The organism is Catenibacterium sp. GCM10023432 (genome assembly GCF_042651925.1).
Taxonomy (GTDB): Bacteria; Bacillota_I; Bacilli_A; order Erysipelotrichales; family Coprobacillaceae; genus Catenibacterium; species Catenibacterium mitsuoka.
The window spans coordinates 12,939-32,826 of the sequence record NZ_JBHSEB010000003.1 but is presented as its reverse complement, the minus strand read 5'-3'; the positions used below and the strand labels follow the sequence as shown (position 1 = coordinate 32,826).

Below are 19,888 nucleotides of genomic sequence, written 5' to 3'. Positions count from 1 at the left end.
GCGTCATATGAAGGTTCTTGTTATTGGTAGTGGTGGAAGAGAACATGCAATTGCCTGGAAATTAAAACAGAGTAAACATGTTACTGAATTATATGCTATTCCTGGTAATCCTGGTATGGATGCTGTATGTATTCCAGGTAGTGTAGAAGATATGCCTTTTATCTTAAAGACTGTTGAAGAAAAGGGTATTGATTTAACTGTTATTGGTCCTGAAGTACCATTATGTATGGGACTTGCTGACTATTTAGAAGAAAGAGGACACAAAGTATTTGGTCCTAGAAAAGAATCAGCTATTCTTGAAGGTTCTAAAGCCTTCTCTAAGGATTTCATGAAAAAGCACAATATTCCTACTGCAAAGTATGAAGAAGTGACTGATTATGAATCAGCTGTTGAAGCATTAGATGCTTTTGATCTTCCTGTTGTTGTTAAGGCTGATGGTCTTGCAGCAGGTAAGGGCGTAGTAATCTGTGAAACAAAAGAACAGGCTAAAGAAGAACTTAAAGTGATGCTTGATGGCAGTGCTTTTGGTGATGCTGGTAAAAAGGTTGTTTTAGAAGAATTCTTAACTGGTTTTGAATGTTCTCTATTATGCTTTGTAGACCATGATACAATCGTACCTATGGTATCTGCAAAAGATCATAAACAGATTTATGATAATAATGAAGGTCCAAATACTGGAGGTATGGGTACTGTATCACCTAACCCATTTTTACCTGAAGGTATGGAAGGGACTTTCAAAGAAAAGATTCTTGACCCATTCATGAAAGGCTTACATGAAGATCATATGGATTATCGTGGGGTTGTCTTTATTGGATTAATGATCAAGGATCAGGATGTAAAGGTATTAGAATTCAATGTTCGTTTTGGTGATCCTGAAACTCAGGTTATCTTAATGAGACTTGAAAGTGATTTATATGAAGTGATGTATGGATGTGCTACAAATACATTAAAAGATGTAGATGTTAAGTGGAAAGATGAACAGGCAACATGTGTTGTTCTTGCAAGTGGAGGCTATCCTGGATCTTACGAAAAGGGTAAAGTCATTACTGGTTTAGATCATCTTCCAGAAGGTATTGTTGTCTTCCATGCAGGTACTAAACGTAATGAAAACAATGAAATCGTTACAAATGGTGGACGTGTATTAAATGTTTGTGCATTAGGACATGATCTTGAAGAAACAAGAAAGAAAGTCTATGATGCAATTGAAAACATTCATTTTGATGGCATGTATATGCGTAAAGATATTGGCTTACATTAGGAGGATAACATGGCTAAAGTTTATCGCGTTTATGTAGAAAAAAGAAAAGAAAATGCGGTTGAAGCAGACTCTATCAAACATGATTTGATGACAAGACTTGGTTTGACTGACATTTCTAACTTAACAGTTGTCAACCGTTATGATCTTCAGGGTATTACTGAAGAAGTATTAGAAGAAGGTATTCCTACTATTCTTTCTGAGCCAATGGTAGATGAAGTATATCGTGAAGAATATGCAATTCCAGAAGGAGCTGTAAGTTTTGCGATTGAATATCTTCCAGGACAGTATGATGCTAGAGCTGATGCCTGTGAACAGTGCTTCCAGTTATTAACTGGTGAAAAAGGCGTTAAGGTTAAATGTGCAAAGCTTATTGTGATCGAAGGTGTTTCTAGTGATGAATTACCAGCAATTAAACATTATTTAATTAACCCTGTTGATTCTAGAGAAGCGTCTTTAGAAAAGCCAGTAGATTTAAATGATGCTGTTGTTGAAATCAAGAAGGTTCCAGTTATTGAAGGATTTATTGGTTTCACTGATGAAGAAGTTGAAGCATTACTTGAAAAGATGAGTCTTGCTATGAACTTCGATGACTTAAAAGTGACTCAGAACTATTTCAGAGATATAGAAAAGAGAGATCCTACAGAAACTGAAATCAGAGTATTAGATACTTACTGGTCTGACCATTGTCGTCATACTACATTTGCGACAGTTATTACTGATATTGATATCGCAAATGGTGCATTTAAAGAAATCTTAGAAAAAGATGTAGAAAAATATAAAGCAAGCCGTCATGTTGTTTATGGTGTAGATACAAAGAGACCACTTACTTTAATGGATCTAGCAACTATTTCTATGAAAGAACTTAGAAAGCGTGGCTATTTGGATGATATGGAAGTATCTGAAGAAATCAATGCCTGCTCAGTTCGTTTAAAGGTTCATACAACTGATGGTGATGAAGATTGGTTATTAATGTTTAAGAATGAAACACATAACCATCCAACTGAAATTGAACCATTTGGTGGTGCCGCTACATGTTTAGGCGGTGCAATTCGTGACCCATTATCAGGTCGTGCTTATGTTTACCAGTCAATGCGTATTACTGGTGCAGGTGATCCACGTCAGAAATTAGAAGATACACTTCCTGGTAAATTACCACAGAGAAAGATCTGTGAAGAAGCAGCTCATGGTTTCTCTTCTTATGGTAACCAGATTGGTTTAACGACTGGTTTTGTACATGAAGTATATGATCAGGGTTATGTTGCTAAGAGAATGGAATTAGGTGCTGTAGTTGCAGCTGCACCAGAAGAACAGGTTAAGAGATTAATTCCTGAAAATGGACAGATTGTCTTATTAATTGGTGGACGTACTGGTCGTGATGGTATTGGTGGTGCCACTGGTTCTTCTAAGAAACATGAATTAAAGACAACTGAAACTGCTGGTGCTGAGGTACAGAAAGGTAATCCAGTTGAAGAAAGAAAGATTCAGAGATTATTTAGAAATAAAGAATTCTCTAAGAAGATTGTAAGATGTAATGACTTTGGTGCTGGAGGTGTCAGCGTTGCAGTTGGTGAATTAGCACCTGGTCTTGATATTAACTTAGATGCAGTATTAAAGAAATATGAAGGTTTAAATGGTACTGAACTTGCAATTAGTGAATCACAGGAACGTATGGCTATTGTCATCAATGAATGTGATAAAGACTTCTGTATCAAGGCTGCTCATGATGAAAACCTTGAAGTTGTACAGGTGGCTACAGTTACAGATAAGAACCGTTTAACTATGAAATATATGGGAGATACTATTGTAGATATCTCTAGAGACTTCCTAGATGAAGCAGGAGCTAAACGTTATCAGGATATCCATGTAGAATTACCTGATTTTGATAAGGCACCATTCAATCCAGAAGCAAAAGAAAACTTTACTGAAACAACTAAAGAAGTATTATCACGTTTATCTACAGCTTCTCAGAAGGGCTTAGTAGAACGTTTTGACTCTTCTATCGGTAATGGTACTGTTCTTTCACCATTTGGTGGTAAGACTTACCGTACAGAAACTGAAGGTATGGCTGCATTAATTCCAGTATTAGGAAAAGAAACAACTACATGTTCATTAATGAGTTATGGTTATAGCCCACTTATTTCTGAATGGTCACCATATCATGGTGCAATCAATGCAGTTGTAGAATCTGTCGCAAAGATCATCGCAATGGGTGGTACATGGCATACAATCCGTTTCTCATTCCAGGAATTCTTTGAAAAGTTATTAAATGATCCTAAGAGATGGGGTAAACCATTTAGTGCATTACTAGGTGCTTATCGCGCTCAGGAAGAATTATTATTACCTTCAATTGGTGGTAAGGATTCTATGTCAGGTTCATTTGAAGACTTAGATGTTCCTCCAACTTTAGTATCATTCGCAATTACTGGTGGAGATGTACACAAAGTCATCACTCCTGAATTAAAAGAAGCAGGACATGTATTAGTAGAATTTATGCTTCCAAAGGATGAATTCCATGTATTTGATTTTGAAGCTTTAAGAAAACAGTTTGATGCTGTAGAAGCATTGATTCAGTCTGGTAAGGCTTATTCAGCTTATACAGTTAAAGACGGTGGTTTAGTTGAAGCTGTTTATAAGATGGCATTTGGTAATGAAATTGGTGTAGCATTTGATGATGCTTTAACACTTAATGACTTAGTTGAAAAGAACTTTGGACATATCGTTGTGGAAGTAGAAAACGCTGAAGTTGTTGCAGGATATGAAAATGTTCGTATTATTGCTTCTACAAATGAAGAAAAGGCTGTATCATATAAGGGTGAGAAAGTGACACTTGATGATGCATATGAAATCAACTGTGCACCATTAGAATCTGTATATCCTACTACAGCAAAGGCACCTACTACAGAAGTACGTACTGGTGACTGTAATGAAAGAGGCAAGATGTTTGCTTCTAAGAAGTATGATGAAGTCAATGTTGTTATTCCTGTATTCCCAGGAACTAACTGTGAATTTGATTCTAAACGTGCATTTGAAAAAGCAGGTGCAAAGGTTCAGCTTGTTCTTATTAGAAATAAGACAGAAGAAGATATTAAGAAGTCTGTTGATGAATTAGAAGAAGCAATCCATAATGCACAGATCGTGATGCTACCAGGTGGTTTCTCAGCTGGTGATGAACCTGAAGGTTCAGGTAAGTTCATTGCAACTGTATTACGTAACCCAAGATTAAAGGCTGCAATCGATGATTTATTAGACAATCGTGAAGGCTTAATGATTGGTATCTGTAATGGATTCCAGGCATTAGTAAAACTTGGTTTACTTCCTCATGGACATATTAAGGATATGAGCAAAGATGATCCTACTCTAACATTCAATACAATTGGACGCCACTTATCTCAGATGGTGACTACAAGAGTATCTAGCGTGAAGTCTCCATGGCTTGCTAATGTAGAGTTAGGTGATGAACATATTATCCCTATTTCTCATGGTGAAGGACGTTTCGTTGCACCTCAGGAAGTACTTGATCAGTTAATTGATAATGGTCAGGTAGCATTCCAGTATGTTGATCCAAATGGAAATGTGACTATGGAATCTCCATATAACCCTAATGGTTCTATGTATGGTATTGAAGGTATCGTTTCTGAAGATGGTAGAATACTAGGTAAGATGGGTCATTCTGAACGTCAGGGTGAAAACAGAGACCTTAACATCTACGGTGAAATGGATCAGAAGTTATTTGAAGCCGGCGTGAAGTATTTTAAAGGAGAATAACGAATGGATAAATTAGAATTTGAAAGTATGACACTCTGTCCTCTAGATGGACGTTATGGCAAGATTAAAGATCAGTTAGCTGATTATTTCAGTGAATATGCACTTGTTAAGTATAGAGTGTTTGTAGAAATCCAGTGGTTGAAGTTCCAGTTGGATCACCTTCATACAGAAACTTTAGACAAGGTTGATCCTAACAAGGTGGATGATATTCTTGCGATTTCTAAGGATTTCAACTTTGATTCTTTCAAGAGAATTAAAGAAATCGAATCTGTTACAAGACATGATGTTAAGGCAGTAGAATATTTCATTGATGAGAAGCTCAAAGCTTTAGGTTATGAACATTTAGAAAGCTATGTACATATCGGATGTACTTCTGAAGATATCAATAATACATCATATGCATGTATGATTAAACATGGCTTAAAGGATGTTTGGTTACCTGCAGCTAAAGAATTTGCTTCAATGATTAATAAATTAGCAGTAGATCATAAGGATGATGCAATGCTGGCACATACTCATGGACAGCCTGCTACACCTACAACTATTGGTAAAGAATTCAAAGTCTATGCTTATCGTTTCTTTTCTAGTATTGAAAACATTGAAAATATCAAGATTAAAGCAAAATTCAATGGGGCAACTGGTAACTACAGTGCAATCCTAACAGCCTTCCCTAATGAAGATTGGCCTACATTAAATAAGGAATTCGTAGAAGACTATTTAGGACTTACATTCAATCCATTAACTACACAGATTGAATCTCATGACTATACTTGTCATATCTTAGATGGTATCCGCCATTTCAACAATATATTGGCTGACTTAGATGTGGATATGTGGTTATATATCTCAATGGAATACTTTAAACAGATTCCTGTTAAGGGTGAAGTTGGTTCTTCAACTATGCCTCATAAGGTTAACCCAATCCGTTTTGAAAACTCTGAAGCAAACATTGATTTATCAAATAATCTATGTGTCGCATTATCTAACAAGCTTCCTAAGTCAAGAATGCAGAGAGACTTATCAGACTCTTCAAGTCAGCGTAACTTAGGATTATGCTTCGGATATTCATTACAGGCTATTTCTGAAACAACTGGTGGCTTAGCTAAGTGTGTTGTAAATAAAGAAAAGCTTGCAAAAGACTTAAATGAAAAATGGGAAGTTCTTGCAGAACCTATTCAGACAATGTTAAGAAAATATGGTGTACCAGATGCTTATGATACACTTAAGGCCTTAACTCGTGGTAAGAATATTTCTCAGGAAGATATCCAGGCATTCGCAAAGAGCCTAGAACAGTTAAGTGATGAAGATCGTCAGACTTTATTAGATATGACACCTTCTTCATACATTGGTTTAGCTTCAGAACTTTGTGATATCGAACTTTAATCATTAAGAGACAACCTCTATGGGGGTTGTCTTCTTTATTTTTGGAAATAGGTTTGTTATAATGTAACAAAAGGTGGTGATAATGTTGGGAGATACACGATATGTATTTGCAGAATGCATCAAAGAATTGATGAATCATCAGTCTCTTGATAAGATCACAGTGACTGATATTGTGGAAATGAGCGGTAAGACTAGACAGACATTTTATCGTTATTTTCGCGATAAATATGATCTTGTGAACTGGTATTTTGAAGTATTGGCGGATAAGTCTTTCTTGCAGATTGGGAATAGTGAAACATTAAGAGAAGGGCTTATTAAGAAGTTTCAATTTATTTATAATGATAGAGTATTCTTTAAAGAAGCATTTAAATCTAAAGATTATAATAATGTAGAAAACTATGATTATAACTGTATTCTCACTTTCTATCAGAATATTATTAAGAGAAAGCTAGATAATAATATCCCATCAGATATTGAATTCTTATTGGAAATGTATTGTCATGGGTCTATTACTATGACTGTAGACTGGGCAACAGGAGGATATAAGCTGAAGCCTGAAGAATTAGCTGATATGCTGATAGAAGCATTACCACCAAAGTTAGATGAACTTTTACGAGATCTGAAATAAGATCTCTTTTTTTTGCATAATACAACATTCGCTCTAAATAATGCTTTTTTACGATTATGATGGATAGAAGAAATACATATGAAGGGGCACTCTGATTTTTTTGACAAACTTATAGTGTATCGACATGGATTATTTATTCTTAATAGATATTCTATGCCTTTTTTGCATTATTAGAAAAGTGAAAAGACTTCTTTTTGGGACAAATCAAACAAGGAGAAAACGATTATGAACAAGAAATTGATGACTATGTTAGTCGCTTTTGCTTTATCAGTATCAGCATTATCTACTACAACAGTATTTGCAGAAGATGCAGTAGTAACTGGAGAAACTCCAGCTGTAACTGAAACTACAACTACACCTGTAGCTTATGAACCAGAAATCACTTTAACTACACCTAAATGGACAGGTGATAGTGATATTGTCTTTGAAGTAGATGCTAAAGGTGGAGCAGTTTATCCTCAGGAAATGTATGTTTATGGCGCAGATGACGCAGCAATGCCTATTATCAGTGTTCCATCTAAGGTAGAAGTAAATGAAGAAGGTAAAGGTAAGATCACATTTACTAACGATGCATTAAAAAATGCAAAAACTTGGGATGATACTTTTACAAACCAGATTTCAGTAGATTGGACTAAGTATTCTAAAATTGAATTTGCTTTTGCATTCGAATTAAACGGTCAGGATAAATATAAGTCTATGTATGTAGAAACTTCAGTAAAGGCTCCAGCACCAACTGTAACTCCTACTACACCTACAAAACCTGCAAAACATGCAAAACCTGCAGAAAATAAAGGTACAACAACAACTACTACAACTACTAAGAAAGAAGCACCAAAGACTGGTGATACTATGAATGTTCCATTATATGCTTCATTGTTATTAGTAAGTGCTTTAGCAGCAGTTGTATTAACTACAAAAAAGAGAATTACTGAATAATCTGTCAATTAAAGTAAGCGTAAGTAAAATTGAATATTTAGGGAATGAAATGACAATTGAGAAATCGATTGTCTTTTTTTAAAACAAGTTTTTGTAAAAATATTCACAAAGTGACAAATCCACTTATCTGTCACTTGAATGATAACACTTACAATGTTAACATGAAGTCAGAAAAGTTAATTAAAAGGAGATTGATAATCATGTATAAGTTCATGTTAAATGAAACAAGTTATCATGGAGCAGGTGCTATTAAAGCTGTTCCTGAAGAAATTAAAGCAAGAGGATTTAAGAAAGCATTTGTTGCTTCTGACCCTGATTTAGTAAAGTTTGGTGTTACTAAGAAAGTAACTGATTTATTAGATGAAGCTGGTATTGAATATGTTCTTTACAGCAACATTAAACCAAACCCAACTATCGAAAACGTACAGACTGGTGTTGCTGCATTTAAAGAAGCAGGCGCTGACTGTATCGTAGCTATCGGTGGTGGATCTTCAATGGATACATCTAAAGCAATCGGTATCATCATTACAAACCCTGAATTTGCTGATGTACGTTCATTAGAAGGTGTTGCACCAACTAAGAATCCTTGTACTCCAATCATCGCTGTTCCTACTACTGCAGGTACTGCTGCTGAAGTTACAATCAACTATGTAATTACTGATGTTGAAAAGAAACGTAAATTCGTATGTGTAGATACTCATGATATTCCAGTAGTTGCTGTTGTTGACCCAGAAATGATGTCTTCAATGCCAAAAGGATTAACTGCTGCTACAGGTATGGATGCTTTAACTCATGCTATCGAAGGTTATATTACTAAAGGTGCTTGGGAACTTTCAGATATGTTCCATATTAAAGCTATCGAAATCATCGCTCGTTCATTAAGAGGTGCTGTTGAAAACACTGCTGAAGGACGTGAAGGTATGGCTTTAGGTCAGTATGTTGCTGGTATGGGATTCTCTAACGTAGGTTTAGGTGTTGACCATTCTATGGCTCATACATTAAGTGCTTACTATGATATGCCTCATGGTAAAGCTTGTGCAATCTTACTTCCAACAACTATGGAATACAATGCTGAATATACTGGTGAAAAGTATAAAGACATTGCTAAGGCAATGGGTGTTGAAGGTGTTGATGGTATGACTCAGGAAGAATATCGTAAGGCTGCTGTAGATGCTGTTAAGAAGTTAGGTGAAGATGTAGGTATCGAAATGACTCTTAAGGGTGTTGTTAAGGAAGAAGATATTCCTCAGTTAGCTAAGGATGCATATGCTGATGCTTGCCGTCCTGGTAACCCAAGAGATACTTCAGTAGAAGATATTGAAGCATTATATAGATCATTACTTAAATAATAATCATTCATCGGGAGGAACTTTTGTTCCTCCTTTTTGTTTTTTATTGATGTTTCTTATAAAAAATGTATAATAGACTTGTGCTTTTATATATAGCACTCAATAGAGTTATTAAAGGAGTATGATAGTGTCGTGGACTCGAGTCAGATAATGATGGTTGTTATTTTTATTATATTGATAGGATTGTCAGGCTTATTTTCTAGTGCAGAAACTGCATTTATGTCTGTTTCTAAGATTAGAGTAAAGACTGTAAGTGAGGATGAAGAAGATCCTCATCACGCCAAGGCTTTAATTGTTTCTAATCTTTTAGAAGATACAGACCATTTATTAAGTACAATTCTAGTAGGCAATAACCTTGTCAACATTTTAGCTTCTTCATTGACTACATCATTTGTGATCAGTGTATTTGGTAATGAAGGAACAGGTGTTGCGGTTGCAACAGGGTTTGTTACGTTAATGATTCTTATTTTTGGTGAAATTACACCAAAGACTTTAGCTGTAAGTAAAGCAGAAGCATTATGTTATAGATTCTGTCGCTTTATTCAATTAATAAATTTCATATTTACACCAGTTGTTGTTATCTTAACAGCTGTGTCTCATGGCTTGATTCATATATTAGGTGGTAGTATTGATCAACAGCCTACACTTTCTGAAGAAGACTTAAAAACAATTGTAAATGTGTCTCATGAAGAAGGTGTATTAGAAGATGAAGAAAAAGAAATGATGCATAATATCTTTGATTTTGGTGATACTGATATTAAAGAAATCATGACGCCACGTATTCATGTGGCTACAGTTGATTATGATGCGACTTATGATGAAGTGGTTGCTGTATTACAGGAATCACAGTATTCTCGTTTACCTGTTCTTTCAGAAGAGGGTGATGAGATTGTTGGTGTATTACATATCAAGGATATCTTAATGAATCCTGTTGATCATGAACATTTCCAGGTAAAGGATTATATGCGTGATGCTTATTTCGTTTATGAATTTAATCATATTTCAGATGTTTTTGCTTCTATGCGTAAGGAGCATGTTTCTTTATCAGTTGTATTAGATGAATATGGTGTTATGGCTGGTATTGTGACATTAGAAGATATTGTCGAAGAAATCGTTGGTGAAATCGATGATGAATATGATGACAATAGTGAAGAAGTAAAGAAGATCTCTAAAAACGTCTATTTAGTAGATGGCAGTTTAAACATAGATGAAGTCAATGACCGCTGTGGTACAGAATTTGCTTCAGAAGAATTTGAATCTATTGGTGGTCTTGTCTTAGGTCAGGTGAATGGTTCACCAAATCCTCATCAGAAGGTTTATGTTGATGACTGTATGTTTATTATTGAAAAGATTGATAAAAACAGAATTGAATTATTGAGACTTATTATCCCAGAAGAGGAAAGTCAAAAAGAAAATGAAGAAAAACACGATTAAAGTGTTTTTTCTTTTGGAGGGGAGCAGTCATGAAAGATATATATAATAAGGCAATGGCTATATATGATGACTATCGTTATTATGTACCTAGTTTCTCTAGCGCTGCTTTATCATTTTATTTAATCATCCTGCTGATCCCTGCTACAACTATTATTGCAGTTGTGACATCTTCTTTACATATTAGCGTAGAGATTCTAGAGATGGGTATTAAAGAGTTTATTCAGCCCGCTTATGCAGAGATGCTTCTTGATACATTAAAGGGCAGCTCTTTAAATACAGTCTCTATATTAGTGTTTATTTGGTCTTTTTATGCTGTATCTAGAGGTATAGGGAATATCTATGATATTTCTAAGAAGATGTTTTCAGTAGAAGAGAGAAGTGAATCAGTGATTGCCTGGTATATTTATGTCTTTAAGGTGACAATGCTACTACTTGGGACATTACTGATTTCAATTGTATTACTTGCGACAGGACCTATATCAAGAGTATTTCATTTTTTATATGGCATTGCATTTATGCGCTTTGTCCTATTATTTCTTATTATGGTCCTATTTTTTATGGCTATCTATATGATAGTGCCTAGAGAACGTATCACATATCATGAAGCCCTTCAGGGAGCTTTTGTAACTTCTGGTGGGATAGTGATTTTATATATTGCATTAAACTATTATTTTAAATATGCAGATCTTACATCTTTATATGGACCACTTACCTCAATCTGTGTTATCTTATTTGTATTTGATTGGGCAAGTGAGATTTTCTATGTAGGAATGTATTTGACTCATATTGCATATTTAAGGAGGAACAACGCGAAATGGCAAGAGAAGATTTTGGAAAGAGTAAACCAAGAAGAAAAAAATTTGACAAAGACAAAAAACCTAGAAAGGATAGCCGCAAAAGCTTCAAGAAGGGGTCTGATAAAGGCTATAAGAAAGAAAATAGAGGGCCAAGAAAAGATTTTGACAGAAAGCCAAGAAGATTCACTTCAAAGCCAAGAAAAGATAGAGAAGAAATAAATATCAAGAAACTTGGTATTAATGGTGAAGGTATTGGTTATATTAAGAAGAAGGTTATCTTCGTACAGAATGCTTTACCATTAGAAATGGTTGAAGTAGAAATCGATAAGAAGACACAGACTTATATGTTAGGTCATGTGACTGCATATAAGAAGCTTTCATCAGCAAGAAAGGATCCTGAATGTGATCAGTACAATCAGTGTATGGGATGTGCTTTAAAGCATATGAATTATGCTGATCAGTTAGTTCATAAACGTGAATTATTAAAAGAAACACTTCATAAATATACAGATTTATCTGTAAAAGACTTGGATATCAAGCCTGTTGTAGGAATGAAAGAGCCAGAACATTATCGTCATATCGTTGCTTTCCCAATTACTTACTTCAGTGGAAAGCTATGTGTGGGCGTTTACCAGCGTGAAACAAAATTCCTTACTTTAATGGATCATTGTCCTCTTCAGACACAGAAAATCAATTCCTTACTTGTGAAGATTGAAGATATTCTTAATGAAAATAAATGTCGTGATTATAATGATAAGTTCAAGAATGGCTTAAGATTCTTAATCATTCGACAGATTGGTGAAGAAATGCAGGTGGCATTCGTTACTGGACAGGATGGTATTAGCCAGACTGTGACTAAAGAGATTGCTGCATTAGATGAAGTCACTGCATTATATTATACAGTGAATACATCTCGTTATCAGGATTTCTATGAACAGGGATTTAAGAGAATCTATGGTCAGACACATGCTCAGTATAAGGATTTCAAGATTTCAGTACGTTCTGATATGATTCTTAATCCAGAAATGGATGATGAAAAGACAAGACAGATTTCTTCTTTATTAGATAAGAAGGAAGATGTTTTATCTATGGGGTGTGGTTCAGGAATCATGGAATTACAGTTAGAAAATAAGGTTGTTGCAATTGATGACAATAAGGTAAGTATCCATGATGCCACTGAAAATGCAAAGAGATTAGAGTTAGACAATAAGCTATTTATTGCTGGAAATGTCAATGATCAGGCAGCACATCATTTAAAGAATCATAGTTATGATGCATTAATCATTAATGAAACTGTTGATGGAATGACTGATGACTTATTAAAGTCTATCACTTTATCAGGTATTAAGCATGTCATTATTGTTTCTGATAACATGAGTACTCTCGCAAAGACATTACATCAGTTAGAAGAAATGTTTGATGTGAATACTATAATTTCTTTAGATAAAGAACCTCATACACCTCGTTTAGAAATTATTGTAGATTTAAAGCGTAAGTAATATGGAAATAGTATTAAGTATTATTTGTATTGTATTATTGGTGGTTGTAATCTATCTTCTCTATACATCACAGATGAAAATTCATGATAAGATGATTCAGACAGAGGCTGTTCATTCATCACTTGATGGACAATATAATTCTATTATTTCTTTATTAAATGAAACAAATAGATCACTTGGTCAGTCCGATGTAAAAATCAATCATATGATTGATGGTATGCATGAAATCAATGTGATTATGACCAATACAAAAAAGAGAGGGACTTTTGGTGAGTATCAGCTCTACCATATCCTATCTCTTTATTGTGGTGATAATCAGCATATCTATGAGGAACAGTACCGTTTAAGCAATGGTAAGATAGGTGATGCAGCTTTACACTTACCTGGTAATACAAAAGTATTAATTATTGATTCTAAGTTTCCTATGGAAAACTATTTAAAGATAGTAGATAATCCAAAGGATATTTCTTATCAGAATGAATTCAAGAAGAATGTTAAGAAACATATAGATGATATTTCTAATAAATATATTACCGATGAAACATTGGAAGAAGCGGTAATGTTTATTCCAAGTGAGGCCATCTATCTCTATTTATGTGATGAATGTGCTGATCTGTATGATTATGCGCATAATAAGAAGGTATTAATGACTTCTCCTTCTACACTTATGGGAGTTGTCTTTACACTTATTAACATCACTAAGGACTTTAACCGTTCAGAGAATATTAAAGAAATAGAAAAACAAATTATCAAGCTTAAGAGTGATACTGATCGTTTAGATGACCGTTATGGTAAAGTTATGAAGAACCTAAGTACTCTTGAAAAGAGTCTGAAAGAACTAGAGAAATCTAAAGATAAAATCAGTAAAACAATCAATCAAGCTTATGATGGTGCTATAGAAGAGGAATAATCCTCTTCTTTTTGCGTAAAAAAAACTGGAGGGAAATTCCTCCAGTAGACTAATTAAGTGAATTACTTTTATTCATGCTTTCAAGATATGTCATAATATCTTTCGCGTTATCACTATAATCACAACTCAAAACAGCCAATGACATCAATAAGAACAGATCACTATAATTACTTAATTCTAAGTCTATACCAATCGCATTCTCATCTCTTACTCCCACTAACTCCTGTGATTCATTCGCAAAGCCACGATCTACTGCCTGTGAAATAAGTAGTTCATAGCTTCCTTCATAATAACTAGAAACAAAATCATTAAAATCCTTACCTACAATCTCAATTACATTCTCAATTGTTTCATCGGATTCTTCTGCGAGTGTATTGATAAATTGTTCTAACATAACAATCACATACTCAATCACACTATCTGCATTTGCAGTCTCTTCGTTATATATGACATACATGCCTTTGTCATTATAGTAAGATGTAAATAAATGTTTCATTAATCTTCTTTACCTAAAGTTGCAACCATAACAGCTTTAATTGTATGAAGTCTATTTTCTGCTTCATCAAATACAACAGAGTTCTTGCTTCTGAATACTTCATCATCCACTTCACGAACATCTAATCCCTGTTCATGTTTTACTCTTGCTGTTTCTGTTTCGAAATCATGGTAAGATGGAAGGCAATGCATAAATAATGTATTGTCATTATGTGTCTTACTCATTAATTCTTTGGTTACTTTAAATGGACTTAATAATTCCACTCTTGGCTTATACAATGATTCATCTTCACCCATTGAAACCCAGATATCAGTATAGATAACATCAGCACCATCTACTGCATCTGTATCATCAGTAATAGTCAAACTTCCACCAGACTTTTTACATTCTTCCTGACAATAAGCCACCACTTCTGGATCCATTTCTAATGATTTAGGACCTAAACATACAAAATGCATTCCCACCTTACATGCACCATACATTAATCCATAACATACATTGTTTCTAATATCACCAGTAAAGACAAACTTGATCTCATTTAAAGGTTTATCTAGATGTTCCTGAATAGTAAGGAAATCAGCTAAAGTCTGAGTAGGGTGGTCAACATCTGTTAAACCATTCCATACAGGTACTCCTGAATACTTAGCTAATGCTTCAACATTTTCCTGCTTAAATCCTCTAAATTCAATCCCATCAAACATTCTACCTAGTACTTTTGCTGTATCTTCAATTGACTCCTTCTTTCCCATCTGTGACTGAGTCAAGAAAGTAGCATGTCCTCCTTCATCAAGAACACCTACTTCAAAAGCACATCTTGTACGTGTAGATGTCTTTTCGAATAATAAGGCAATATTCTTACCTTCGAGTGAATGACCAATCTTTCCTGCTTTCTTCTTAGACTTTAGCTTTTTAGCCAAGTCTAGAAGATAATAGATTTCTTCCTTAGTATAATCCTTAAGTGTTAAAAAACTTCTCCCGTGTAAATCCATAACTATACTTCCTTTCTACTTATATTTCTTTACCTACTACTTTACCAATTTCTCGTAATTCTTCAATAAGTTTAGTATATTTTTCAGGTTTTAATGACTGAGCCCCATCACATAATGCATGCTCAGGATCATTATGTACTTCAATAAGTAATCCATCACATCCTGCCGCAACACTTGCCTTAGCCATTGGTTCTACTAACCACCATTTACCACCAGCATGTGATGGGTCAATGATTACAGGGAGATGAGTCATTTTTCTAAGTACTGGAATAGCCTGTAAGTCTAGAGTGTTTCTTGTATATGTTTCGAATGTTCTTACACCTCTTTCACATAGGATGACATTCTCATTACCACTTGCCATGATATATTCTGCACTCATGATCCATTCCTGATATGTTGCACTTAGTCCTCTCTTTAATAGGATAGGCTTCTTGACTCTTGCACCTACTTCCTTAAGTAAAGTGAAGTTCTGCATATTTCTTGCACCAATCTGAACTAAGTCTACCTTTTCATTGAATTCATCAATATCATCAGCACTCATAAGTTCTGATACGATTGGTAAGCCTGTTTCTTTCTTAGCAGCTACTAAGTAATCTAAACCAGTAGAACCTAATCCCTGGAATGCATATGGAGATGTTCTAGGCTTGAATGCACCACCTCTAAGCATATTAGCACCAGCTGCTTTTACTTCCTTGGCAATCGCAATAACCTGTTCTTCTGATTCTACAGAACAAGGACCAGCAATAAGAGCCATATGGCCTCCACCTACTTTTACACCATCTACATCCACAATAGTATCTTCTGGATGGAATGCACGGTTAGCTAATTTATAAGGCTGTTCAACTCTCATAACCTTTTCTACAGAAGGTGAAACTTCAATATCTCTAGGATCTACTTTAGTCGTATCACCAATTACACCGATAATAGTTGTTTCATGACCAGTAGAAACATGTGGTTCTAAACCATAGCTTTCAATCTTGTCAGTTACTTTCTTAATATCATTTTCATCACATTTTGGTTTCAATACAATAATCATAATCTTTTCTCCTTTGGATATATAAAAAGTCCCTCTCGATTATAAGGACGAGAGGGACTTCGCGTTACCACCTTATTTTATCCATATATCACTATATAGACCTCTGTGAGTACTATCATACTCTGACGATATAACGGTCGTACCCGTGGATACCTACTTTATTTCAATATCCCGACTCCTTGATGTATTTCATCCACATGAATCATTCCCTCTCAGCACTAGGAACTCTCTGTAAATCCAAAAACTGAATGTTCTTTTCAATTCGCTGTCTTTTTTGTATATGAATCTAATATAAGAGCCTTAAAACTAAATGTCAATCATTTTTATAAAGTAAGCGAATACATTTAGAAAAAAATAAAATAATTTCTTTTAATACTAGCAATATATACAAAATGAGATGTAGCTAAATATATCGTAGAGACATGAGTTAACATTTTGCTGAAATAAAACTATTTTTTTCTTGAAAACATCCCTTATGCATACTATAATAATAACGTTGTCAGTGCCCTTGTGATGAAATTGGTAGACATAGCAGACTCAAAATCTGCCGGCTTCAAACCCGTACCGGTTCGAGTCCGGTCAAGGGCACCAACTATTAATGATTAAGCTGGGATATATTCTCAGCTTTTTTTTCTCTAAAAAAGGAATAGATGACTATTTCTCACTAAATAATACTTCTTCTACAATAGCAGCGGCATCTCTAATACAGTCAGGACAAGTTCTTAACAACTTACCTGTCTCTACACCTTTTAATACTTTACATGTAGTTGTAGAATTCTTTTCTTTAAATTTCTGCATGATCTCTCTAGATAACTTATAAGTACTTGCTTTACTATTTGGCTTATCTAGATTACCTGTACTATTCTTATATCCTGCAAGAAGACATGCACCAGTAACAGCACCACAAGTTCCTTCCATGCAGCCTACACCTAGACCTAAGCCTTCAGCTACCTTAAACATTGTTTCTTCATCCATACCTACAAGATCACAATAAGTACATGCAATAGCCTGTGCACAGTTATAACCCTTATCATGTTTCTTAATAGTTTCATCAATACGTGTCATATCCTTTACCTCCATTCACAATTCAATAGATGATCATTATAAATGCCAATAGCCTGTAAATAGCTATAGATAATCACAGGACCAACAAACTTGAAGCCACGCTTTTTCATATCTTGAGATATCTTAGTAGACAATGCATCACTTGCAGGTATCTCTTCTTCATCTACATAACGATGATCAATCACCTTGAAATCTACAAAAGACCAGATATAATGATCAAAACTGCCAAACTCTTCCTGTACGCTTAAAAAAACTTTCGCATTGATTGATTATAATGCTGCAGACTGTTGACAAACTAAATGTTAACAGTCTTTTCTTTTAAATTTGAAGAGTATATGATAATATAGTTACTGTCGTAAGTGTCCACACTCCAATTAAGCAAAATTTGTGGCCTTACGGCCTTTTTCGTTTCCTGTCAATTATCGCCTGAAAATGGTATAATTAAGGTGCTTAATTGGAGGATATAAATATGGCTATGACTAATCGTGCAAACATTAAACATGATGGACTTATCATGAGTACTTTAGATGACCTAGTACCACAGGATCATTTGGTTAGAACACTGGAAGCTACGATAGATTGGAAATTCATCTATCCGTTAGTGAAATCACTTTACAGTAATTTCGGCAGACGTTCTATTGATCCTGTGGTACTTTTTAAAATGATTTTTATCAATTATACATTCGGCATCAACTCTATGAGAAAGACCTGTGAAGAGATCAAGGTCAATATAGCTTATAGATGGTTTTTAGGTATCAGCATTTATGAAGATGTTCCAAACTATTCTACATGGTCTAAGAACTATCAGAGAAGATACAAGGATAGTGAAGTCTTTGACCAGATCTTTAATCATATCATCAGGCACGGCATTGATAATGGTTTTATTGATACCACTACTGTCTTTGGTGATGGCACACATAGAAAAGCTAATGCGAATTCTAGAAAAGCTACAGATAAGGAAGTAGAGATTGTAGCTAAGGCATATGAAAAAGAATTACTTGAAGAAATCAATGAACAAAGAGCAGAAAATGACAAGAAACCATTTGAATCATTAGACAAGAAAGAATATGCATTTGATGAAGAGACTGGAGAAGAAATTGAATTAAAGAAAACAAAGCATATCAAGGAAAGCACTACAGACCCAGAATGCGGTCTGTTCCATAAGGGTGAGAAGCAGAAGTGCTTTGCCTATTCACATATGACAATATGTGACAGATACGGCTATGTTCTCTTTAATAAGGTGGCACCAGGAAACATGCATGACAGTGCAATATTCTCGCAAATATATAATGAACTTATCCAGAAATATGATGCCATCAAAAACGTATGTCTAGATGCAGGATTCAATACATCACCGATCTGTCATCAGATACTAACAAGCGGTAGAGTGCCATTTCTTCCATATAAGAGACCAATGACCAAAAAGGGATTCTTTAAAAAGTATGAGTATGTATATGATGAATATTTAGACATCTATATCTGTCCTAATGAAAAAGATCTTCACTATAAAACAACCAACAGAGAAGGATACAGAGTCTATGAAAGCAATCCAAAGGACTGTGAAGGATGTCCTTTCCTATCAAAATGTACACAATCAAAGAAACATGTAAAAACGATTACAAGACATGTATGGGAATCTGATAGAGAAGAAGCAGATTATATAAGACAGACCGATGAATGGAAAATCGTCTATCCACAAAGAAAAGAAACAATTGAACGTGTGTTTGCGGATGCCAAGGAAAATCATGGAATGCGATTTACGCGTTTAAAAGGGCTAGTGAAAAATCAGCATGAATCGCTGATTATTTTCAGCTGCCATAATCTCAAGAAACTGGGATTGTGCAAGCGAAGAATGGGGCTAATATAACCCCAATATGCTTGCCTTTTTTTATATTTAGAATGATATATGAATATTTCAAGCAAACAAAAAATGAAAATACCAATTTGGGATAGCCCAATTGATATTTTCATCTAATTTGTCAACAATCTGCGCATTGATTATAATGCTGTTGATCTTCAAATGATTATGAATAATCCCTTCAGCTTCATAGAGAGATTCTATTTTTTCTTTAGAATAAGAGGCAATCTTATGATAATCAAAATCATCAAATGCCTGATTATACGCTTCTTCCTTCTTTAAAATAGTATCCCAGGATAATCCTGCCTGCATGCCTTCAAGAACAAGCATCTTAAATAACATTTTTTCATCATGTGTTTCTTTACACCATCGATTATCATGATATTTGATTGCTTCTTTACTTTTAGCCCATGAACATCTCATTAAATAATCCCTCCTTTTCATATTGTAGCATATCAAAAGTAGTCAATACATCTATTTTTTTG

General features: G+C 34.7%; 17 protein-coding genes, 1 tRNA gene and 1 other annotated feature. Of the genes, 12 read left to right on the top strand and 6 right to left on the bottom strand.

Annotated elements, in window-relative coordinates:
• Positions 1-7 precede the first annotated feature (7 nt).
• From purD to ACFOZZ_RS01325, 10 genes are all read left to right on the top strand, one after another.
• Positions 8-1,258 (top strand): phosphoribosylamine--glycine ligase, encoded by a 1,251-nt coding sequence (gene purD / locus ACFOZZ_RS01370; RefSeq protein ID WP_376814530.1) that lies wholly within the window; start codon positions 8-10, stop codon positions 1,256-1,258.
• A 9-nt stretch (positions 1,259-1,267) separates the two neighbouring features.
• Positions 1,268-5,023: a phosphoribosylformylglycinamidine synthase gene (locus tag ACFOZZ_RS01365; RefSeq protein ID WP_278778949.1), complete on the top strand. Its 3,756-nt coding sequence runs from the start codon at positions 1,268-1,270 to the stop codon at positions 5,021-5,023.
• A 3-nt stretch (positions 5,024-5,026) separates the two neighbouring features.
• Positions 5,027-6,406, top strand: a complete 1,380-nt coding sequence (gene purB, locus ACFOZZ_RS01360; RefSeq protein WP_147556488.1) for an adenylosuccinate lyase — start codon at positions 5,027-5,029, stop codon at positions 6,404-6,406.
• An 82-nt stretch (positions 6,407-6,488) separates the two neighbouring features.
• The gene (locus ACFOZZ_RS01355) at positions 6,489-7,034 is read left to right on the top strand and encodes a TetR/AcrR family transcriptional regulator C-terminal domain-containing protein (RefSeq protein ID WP_147556487.1); all 546 of its coding nucleotides are present in this window, start codon (positions 6,489-6,491) and stop codon (positions 7,032-7,034) included.
• Positions 7,035-7,259: 225 nt separating this feature from the next.
• Positions 7,260-7,970, top strand: coding sequence for an LPXTG cell wall anchor domain-containing protein (locus tag ACFOZZ_RS01350; RefSeq protein ID WP_376814529.1), 711 nt, complete (start codon positions 7,260-7,262; stop codon positions 7,968-7,970).
• Positions 7,971-8,170: 200 nt separating this feature from the next.
• On the top strand, positions 8,171-9,319 hold the full coding sequence (fucO, locus tag ACFOZZ_RS01345) for a lactaldehyde reductase (protein WP_055233711.1): 1,149 nt from the start codon (positions 8,171-8,173) through the stop codon (positions 9,317-9,319).
• Between the two features lie 150 nt (positions 9,320-9,469).
• On the top strand, positions 9,470-10,753 hold the full coding sequence (locus ACFOZZ_RS01340) for an HlyC/CorC family transporter (RefSeq protein ID WP_278861569.1): 1,284 nt from the start codon (positions 9,470-9,472) through the stop codon (positions 10,751-10,753).
• A 29-nt stretch (positions 10,754-10,782) separates the two neighbouring features.
• Positions 10,783-11,769, top strand: a complete 987-nt coding sequence (locus ACFOZZ_RS01335; protein ID WP_238703676.1) for a YihY/virulence factor BrkB family protein — start codon at positions 10,783-10,785, stop codon at positions 11,767-11,769.
• Entirely contained in the window at positions 11,766-13,049 is a 1,284-nt protein-coding gene (rlmD, locus tag ACFOZZ_RS01330) for a 23S rRNA (uracil(1939)-C(5))-methyltransferase RlmD (protein WP_376814537.1), read from the top strand. The genes ACFOZZ_RS01335 and rlmD overlap by 4 nt, the downstream gene beginning before the upstream one ends.
• Position 13,050: 1 nt before the next feature.
• A complete protein-coding gene (locus ACFOZZ_RS01325) occupies positions 13,051-13,959 on the top strand; it encodes a DNA recombination protein RmuC (RefSeq protein WP_376814528.1) in 909 nt (302 codons plus the stop codon).
• Between the two features lie 49 nt (positions 13,960-14,008).
• On the opposite strand, the gene ACFOZZ_RS01320 is transcribed toward ACFOZZ_RS01325, so the two are convergent.
• Genes ACFOZZ_RS01320 through aroF form a run of 3 tightly spaced genes read right to left on the bottom strand, consistent with a single transcriptional unit; the run spans position 14,009 to position 16,480 of the window.
• Positions 14,009-14,455: a hypothetical protein gene (locus tag ACFOZZ_RS01320; RefSeq protein ID WP_055233707.1), complete on the bottom strand. Its 447-nt coding sequence runs from the start codon at positions 14,453-14,455 to the stop codon at positions 14,009-14,011.
• Positions 14,455-15,444: an ornithine carbamoyltransferase gene (gene argF, locus ACFOZZ_RS01315; RefSeq protein ID WP_278861498.1), complete on the bottom strand. Its 990-nt coding sequence runs from the start codon at positions 15,442-15,444 to the stop codon at positions 14,455-14,457. The genes ACFOZZ_RS01320 and argF overlap by 1 nt, the downstream gene beginning before the upstream one ends.
• Before the next feature lie 19 nt (positions 15,445-15,463).
• Positions 15,464-16,480, bottom strand: coding sequence for a 3-deoxy-7-phosphoheptulonate synthase (aroF, locus tag ACFOZZ_RS01310; protein ID WP_376814527.1), 1,017 nt, complete (start codon positions 16,478-16,480; stop codon positions 15,464-15,466).
• 40 nt (positions 16,481-16,520) lie between these two features.
• Positions 16,521-16,755: a binding site (T-box leader), on the bottom strand.
• 229 nt (positions 16,756-16,984) lie between these two features.
• Between aroF and ACFOZZ_RS01305 the strand changes: the two genes are divergently transcribed.
• A tRNA-Leu gene (locus ACFOZZ_RS01305) sits at positions 16,985-17,071 on the top strand.
• Positions 17,072-17,134: 63 nt separating this feature from the next.
• Here ACFOZZ_RS01305 and ACFOZZ_RS01300 read toward each other — a convergent pair.
• Entirely contained in the window at positions 17,135-17,545 is a 411-nt protein-coding gene (locus ACFOZZ_RS01300) for a C-GCAxxG-C-C family protein (protein WP_278860643.1), read from the bottom strand.
• Between the two features lie 5 nt (positions 17,546-17,550).
• Entirely contained in the window at positions 17,551-17,754 is a 204-nt protein-coding gene (locus tag ACFOZZ_RS01295) for a DNA-3-methyladenine glycosylase I (RefSeq protein ID WP_376814536.1), read from the bottom strand.
• 260 nt (positions 17,755-18,014) lie between these two features.
• On the opposite strand from ACFOZZ_RS01295, the gene ACFOZZ_RS01290 reads away from it, so the two are divergent.
• Entirely contained in the window at positions 18,015-19,412 is a 1,398-nt protein-coding gene (locus ACFOZZ_RS01290; protein WP_376814526.1) for an IS1182 family transposase, read from the top strand.
• Between the two features lie 48 nt (positions 19,413-19,460).
• Here ACFOZZ_RS01290 and ACFOZZ_RS01285 read toward each other — a convergent pair whose 3' ends face one another.
• Positions 19,461-19,826 carry a DNA-3-methyladenine glycosylase I gene (locus tag ACFOZZ_RS01285; protein WP_376814525.1) on the bottom strand — a complete coding sequence of 122 codons (366 nt, stop codon included), beginning with the start codon at positions 19,824-19,826 and terminating at the stop codon, positions 19,461-19,463.
• Between the last annotated feature and the right edge of the window lie 62 nt (positions 19,827-19,888).

What these genes read in the sequence shown, in the direction of transcription:
- purD (WP_376814530.1), top strand. Translation starts at nt 8, where the DNA reads ATGAAGGTTCTTGTTATTGGTAGTGGTGGAAGAGAACATGCAATTGCC.
- ACFOZZ_RS01365 (WP_278778949.1), top strand. Translation starts at nt 1,268, where the DNA reads ATGGCTAAAGTTTATCGCGTTTATGTAGAAAAAAGAAAAGAAAATGCG.
- purB (WP_147556488.1), top strand. Translation starts at nt 5,027, where the DNA reads ATGGATAAATTAGAATTTGAAAGTATGACACTCTGTCCTCTAGATGGA.
- ACFOZZ_RS01355 (WP_147556487.1), top strand. Translation starts at nt 6,489, where the DNA reads ATGTTGGGAGATACACGATATGTATTTGCAGAATGCATCAAAGAATTG.
- ACFOZZ_RS01350 (WP_376814529.1), top strand. Translation starts at nt 7,260, where the DNA reads ATGAACAAGAAATTGATGACTATGTTAGTCGCTTTTGCTTTATCAGTA.
- fucO (WP_055233711.1), top strand. Translation starts at nt 8,171, where the DNA reads ATGTATAAGTTCATGTTAAATGAAACAAGTTATCATGGAGCAGGTGCT.
- ACFOZZ_RS01340 (WP_278861569.1), top strand. Translation starts at nt 9,470, where the DNA reads ATGATGGTTGTTATTTTTATTATATTGATAGGATTGTCAGGCTTATTT.
- ACFOZZ_RS01335 (WP_238703676.1), top strand. Translation starts at nt 10,783, where the DNA reads ATGAAAGATATATATAATAAGGCAATGGCTATATATGATGACTATCGT.
- ACFOZZ_RS01325 (WP_376814528.1), top strand. Translation starts at nt 13,051, where the DNA reads ATGGAAATAGTATTAAGTATTATTTGTATTGTATTATTGGTGGTTGTA.
- ACFOZZ_RS01320 (WP_055233707.1), bottom strand. Translation starts at nt 14,455, where the DNA reads ATGAAACATTTATTTACATCTTACTATAATGACAAAGGCATGTATGTC.
- argF (WP_278861498.1), bottom strand. Translation starts at nt 15,444, where the DNA reads ATGGATTTACACGGGAGAAGTTTTTTAACACTTAAGGATTATACTAAG.
- aroF (WP_376814527.1), bottom strand. Translation starts at nt 16,480, where the DNA reads ATGATTATTGTATTGAAACCAAAATGTGATGAAAATGATATTAAGAAA.
- ACFOZZ_RS01300 (WP_278860643.1), bottom strand. Translation starts at nt 17,545, where the DNA reads ATGACACGTATTGATGAAACTATTAAGAAACATGATAAGGGTTATAAC.
- ACFOZZ_RS01290 (WP_376814526.1), top strand. Translation starts at nt 18,015, where the DNA reads ATGGCTATGACTAATCGTGCAAACATTAAACATGATGGACTTATCATG.
- ACFOZZ_RS01285 (WP_376814525.1), bottom strand. Translation starts at nt 19,826, where the DNA reads ATGAGATGTTCATGGGCTAAAAGTAAAGAAGCAATCAAATATCATGAT.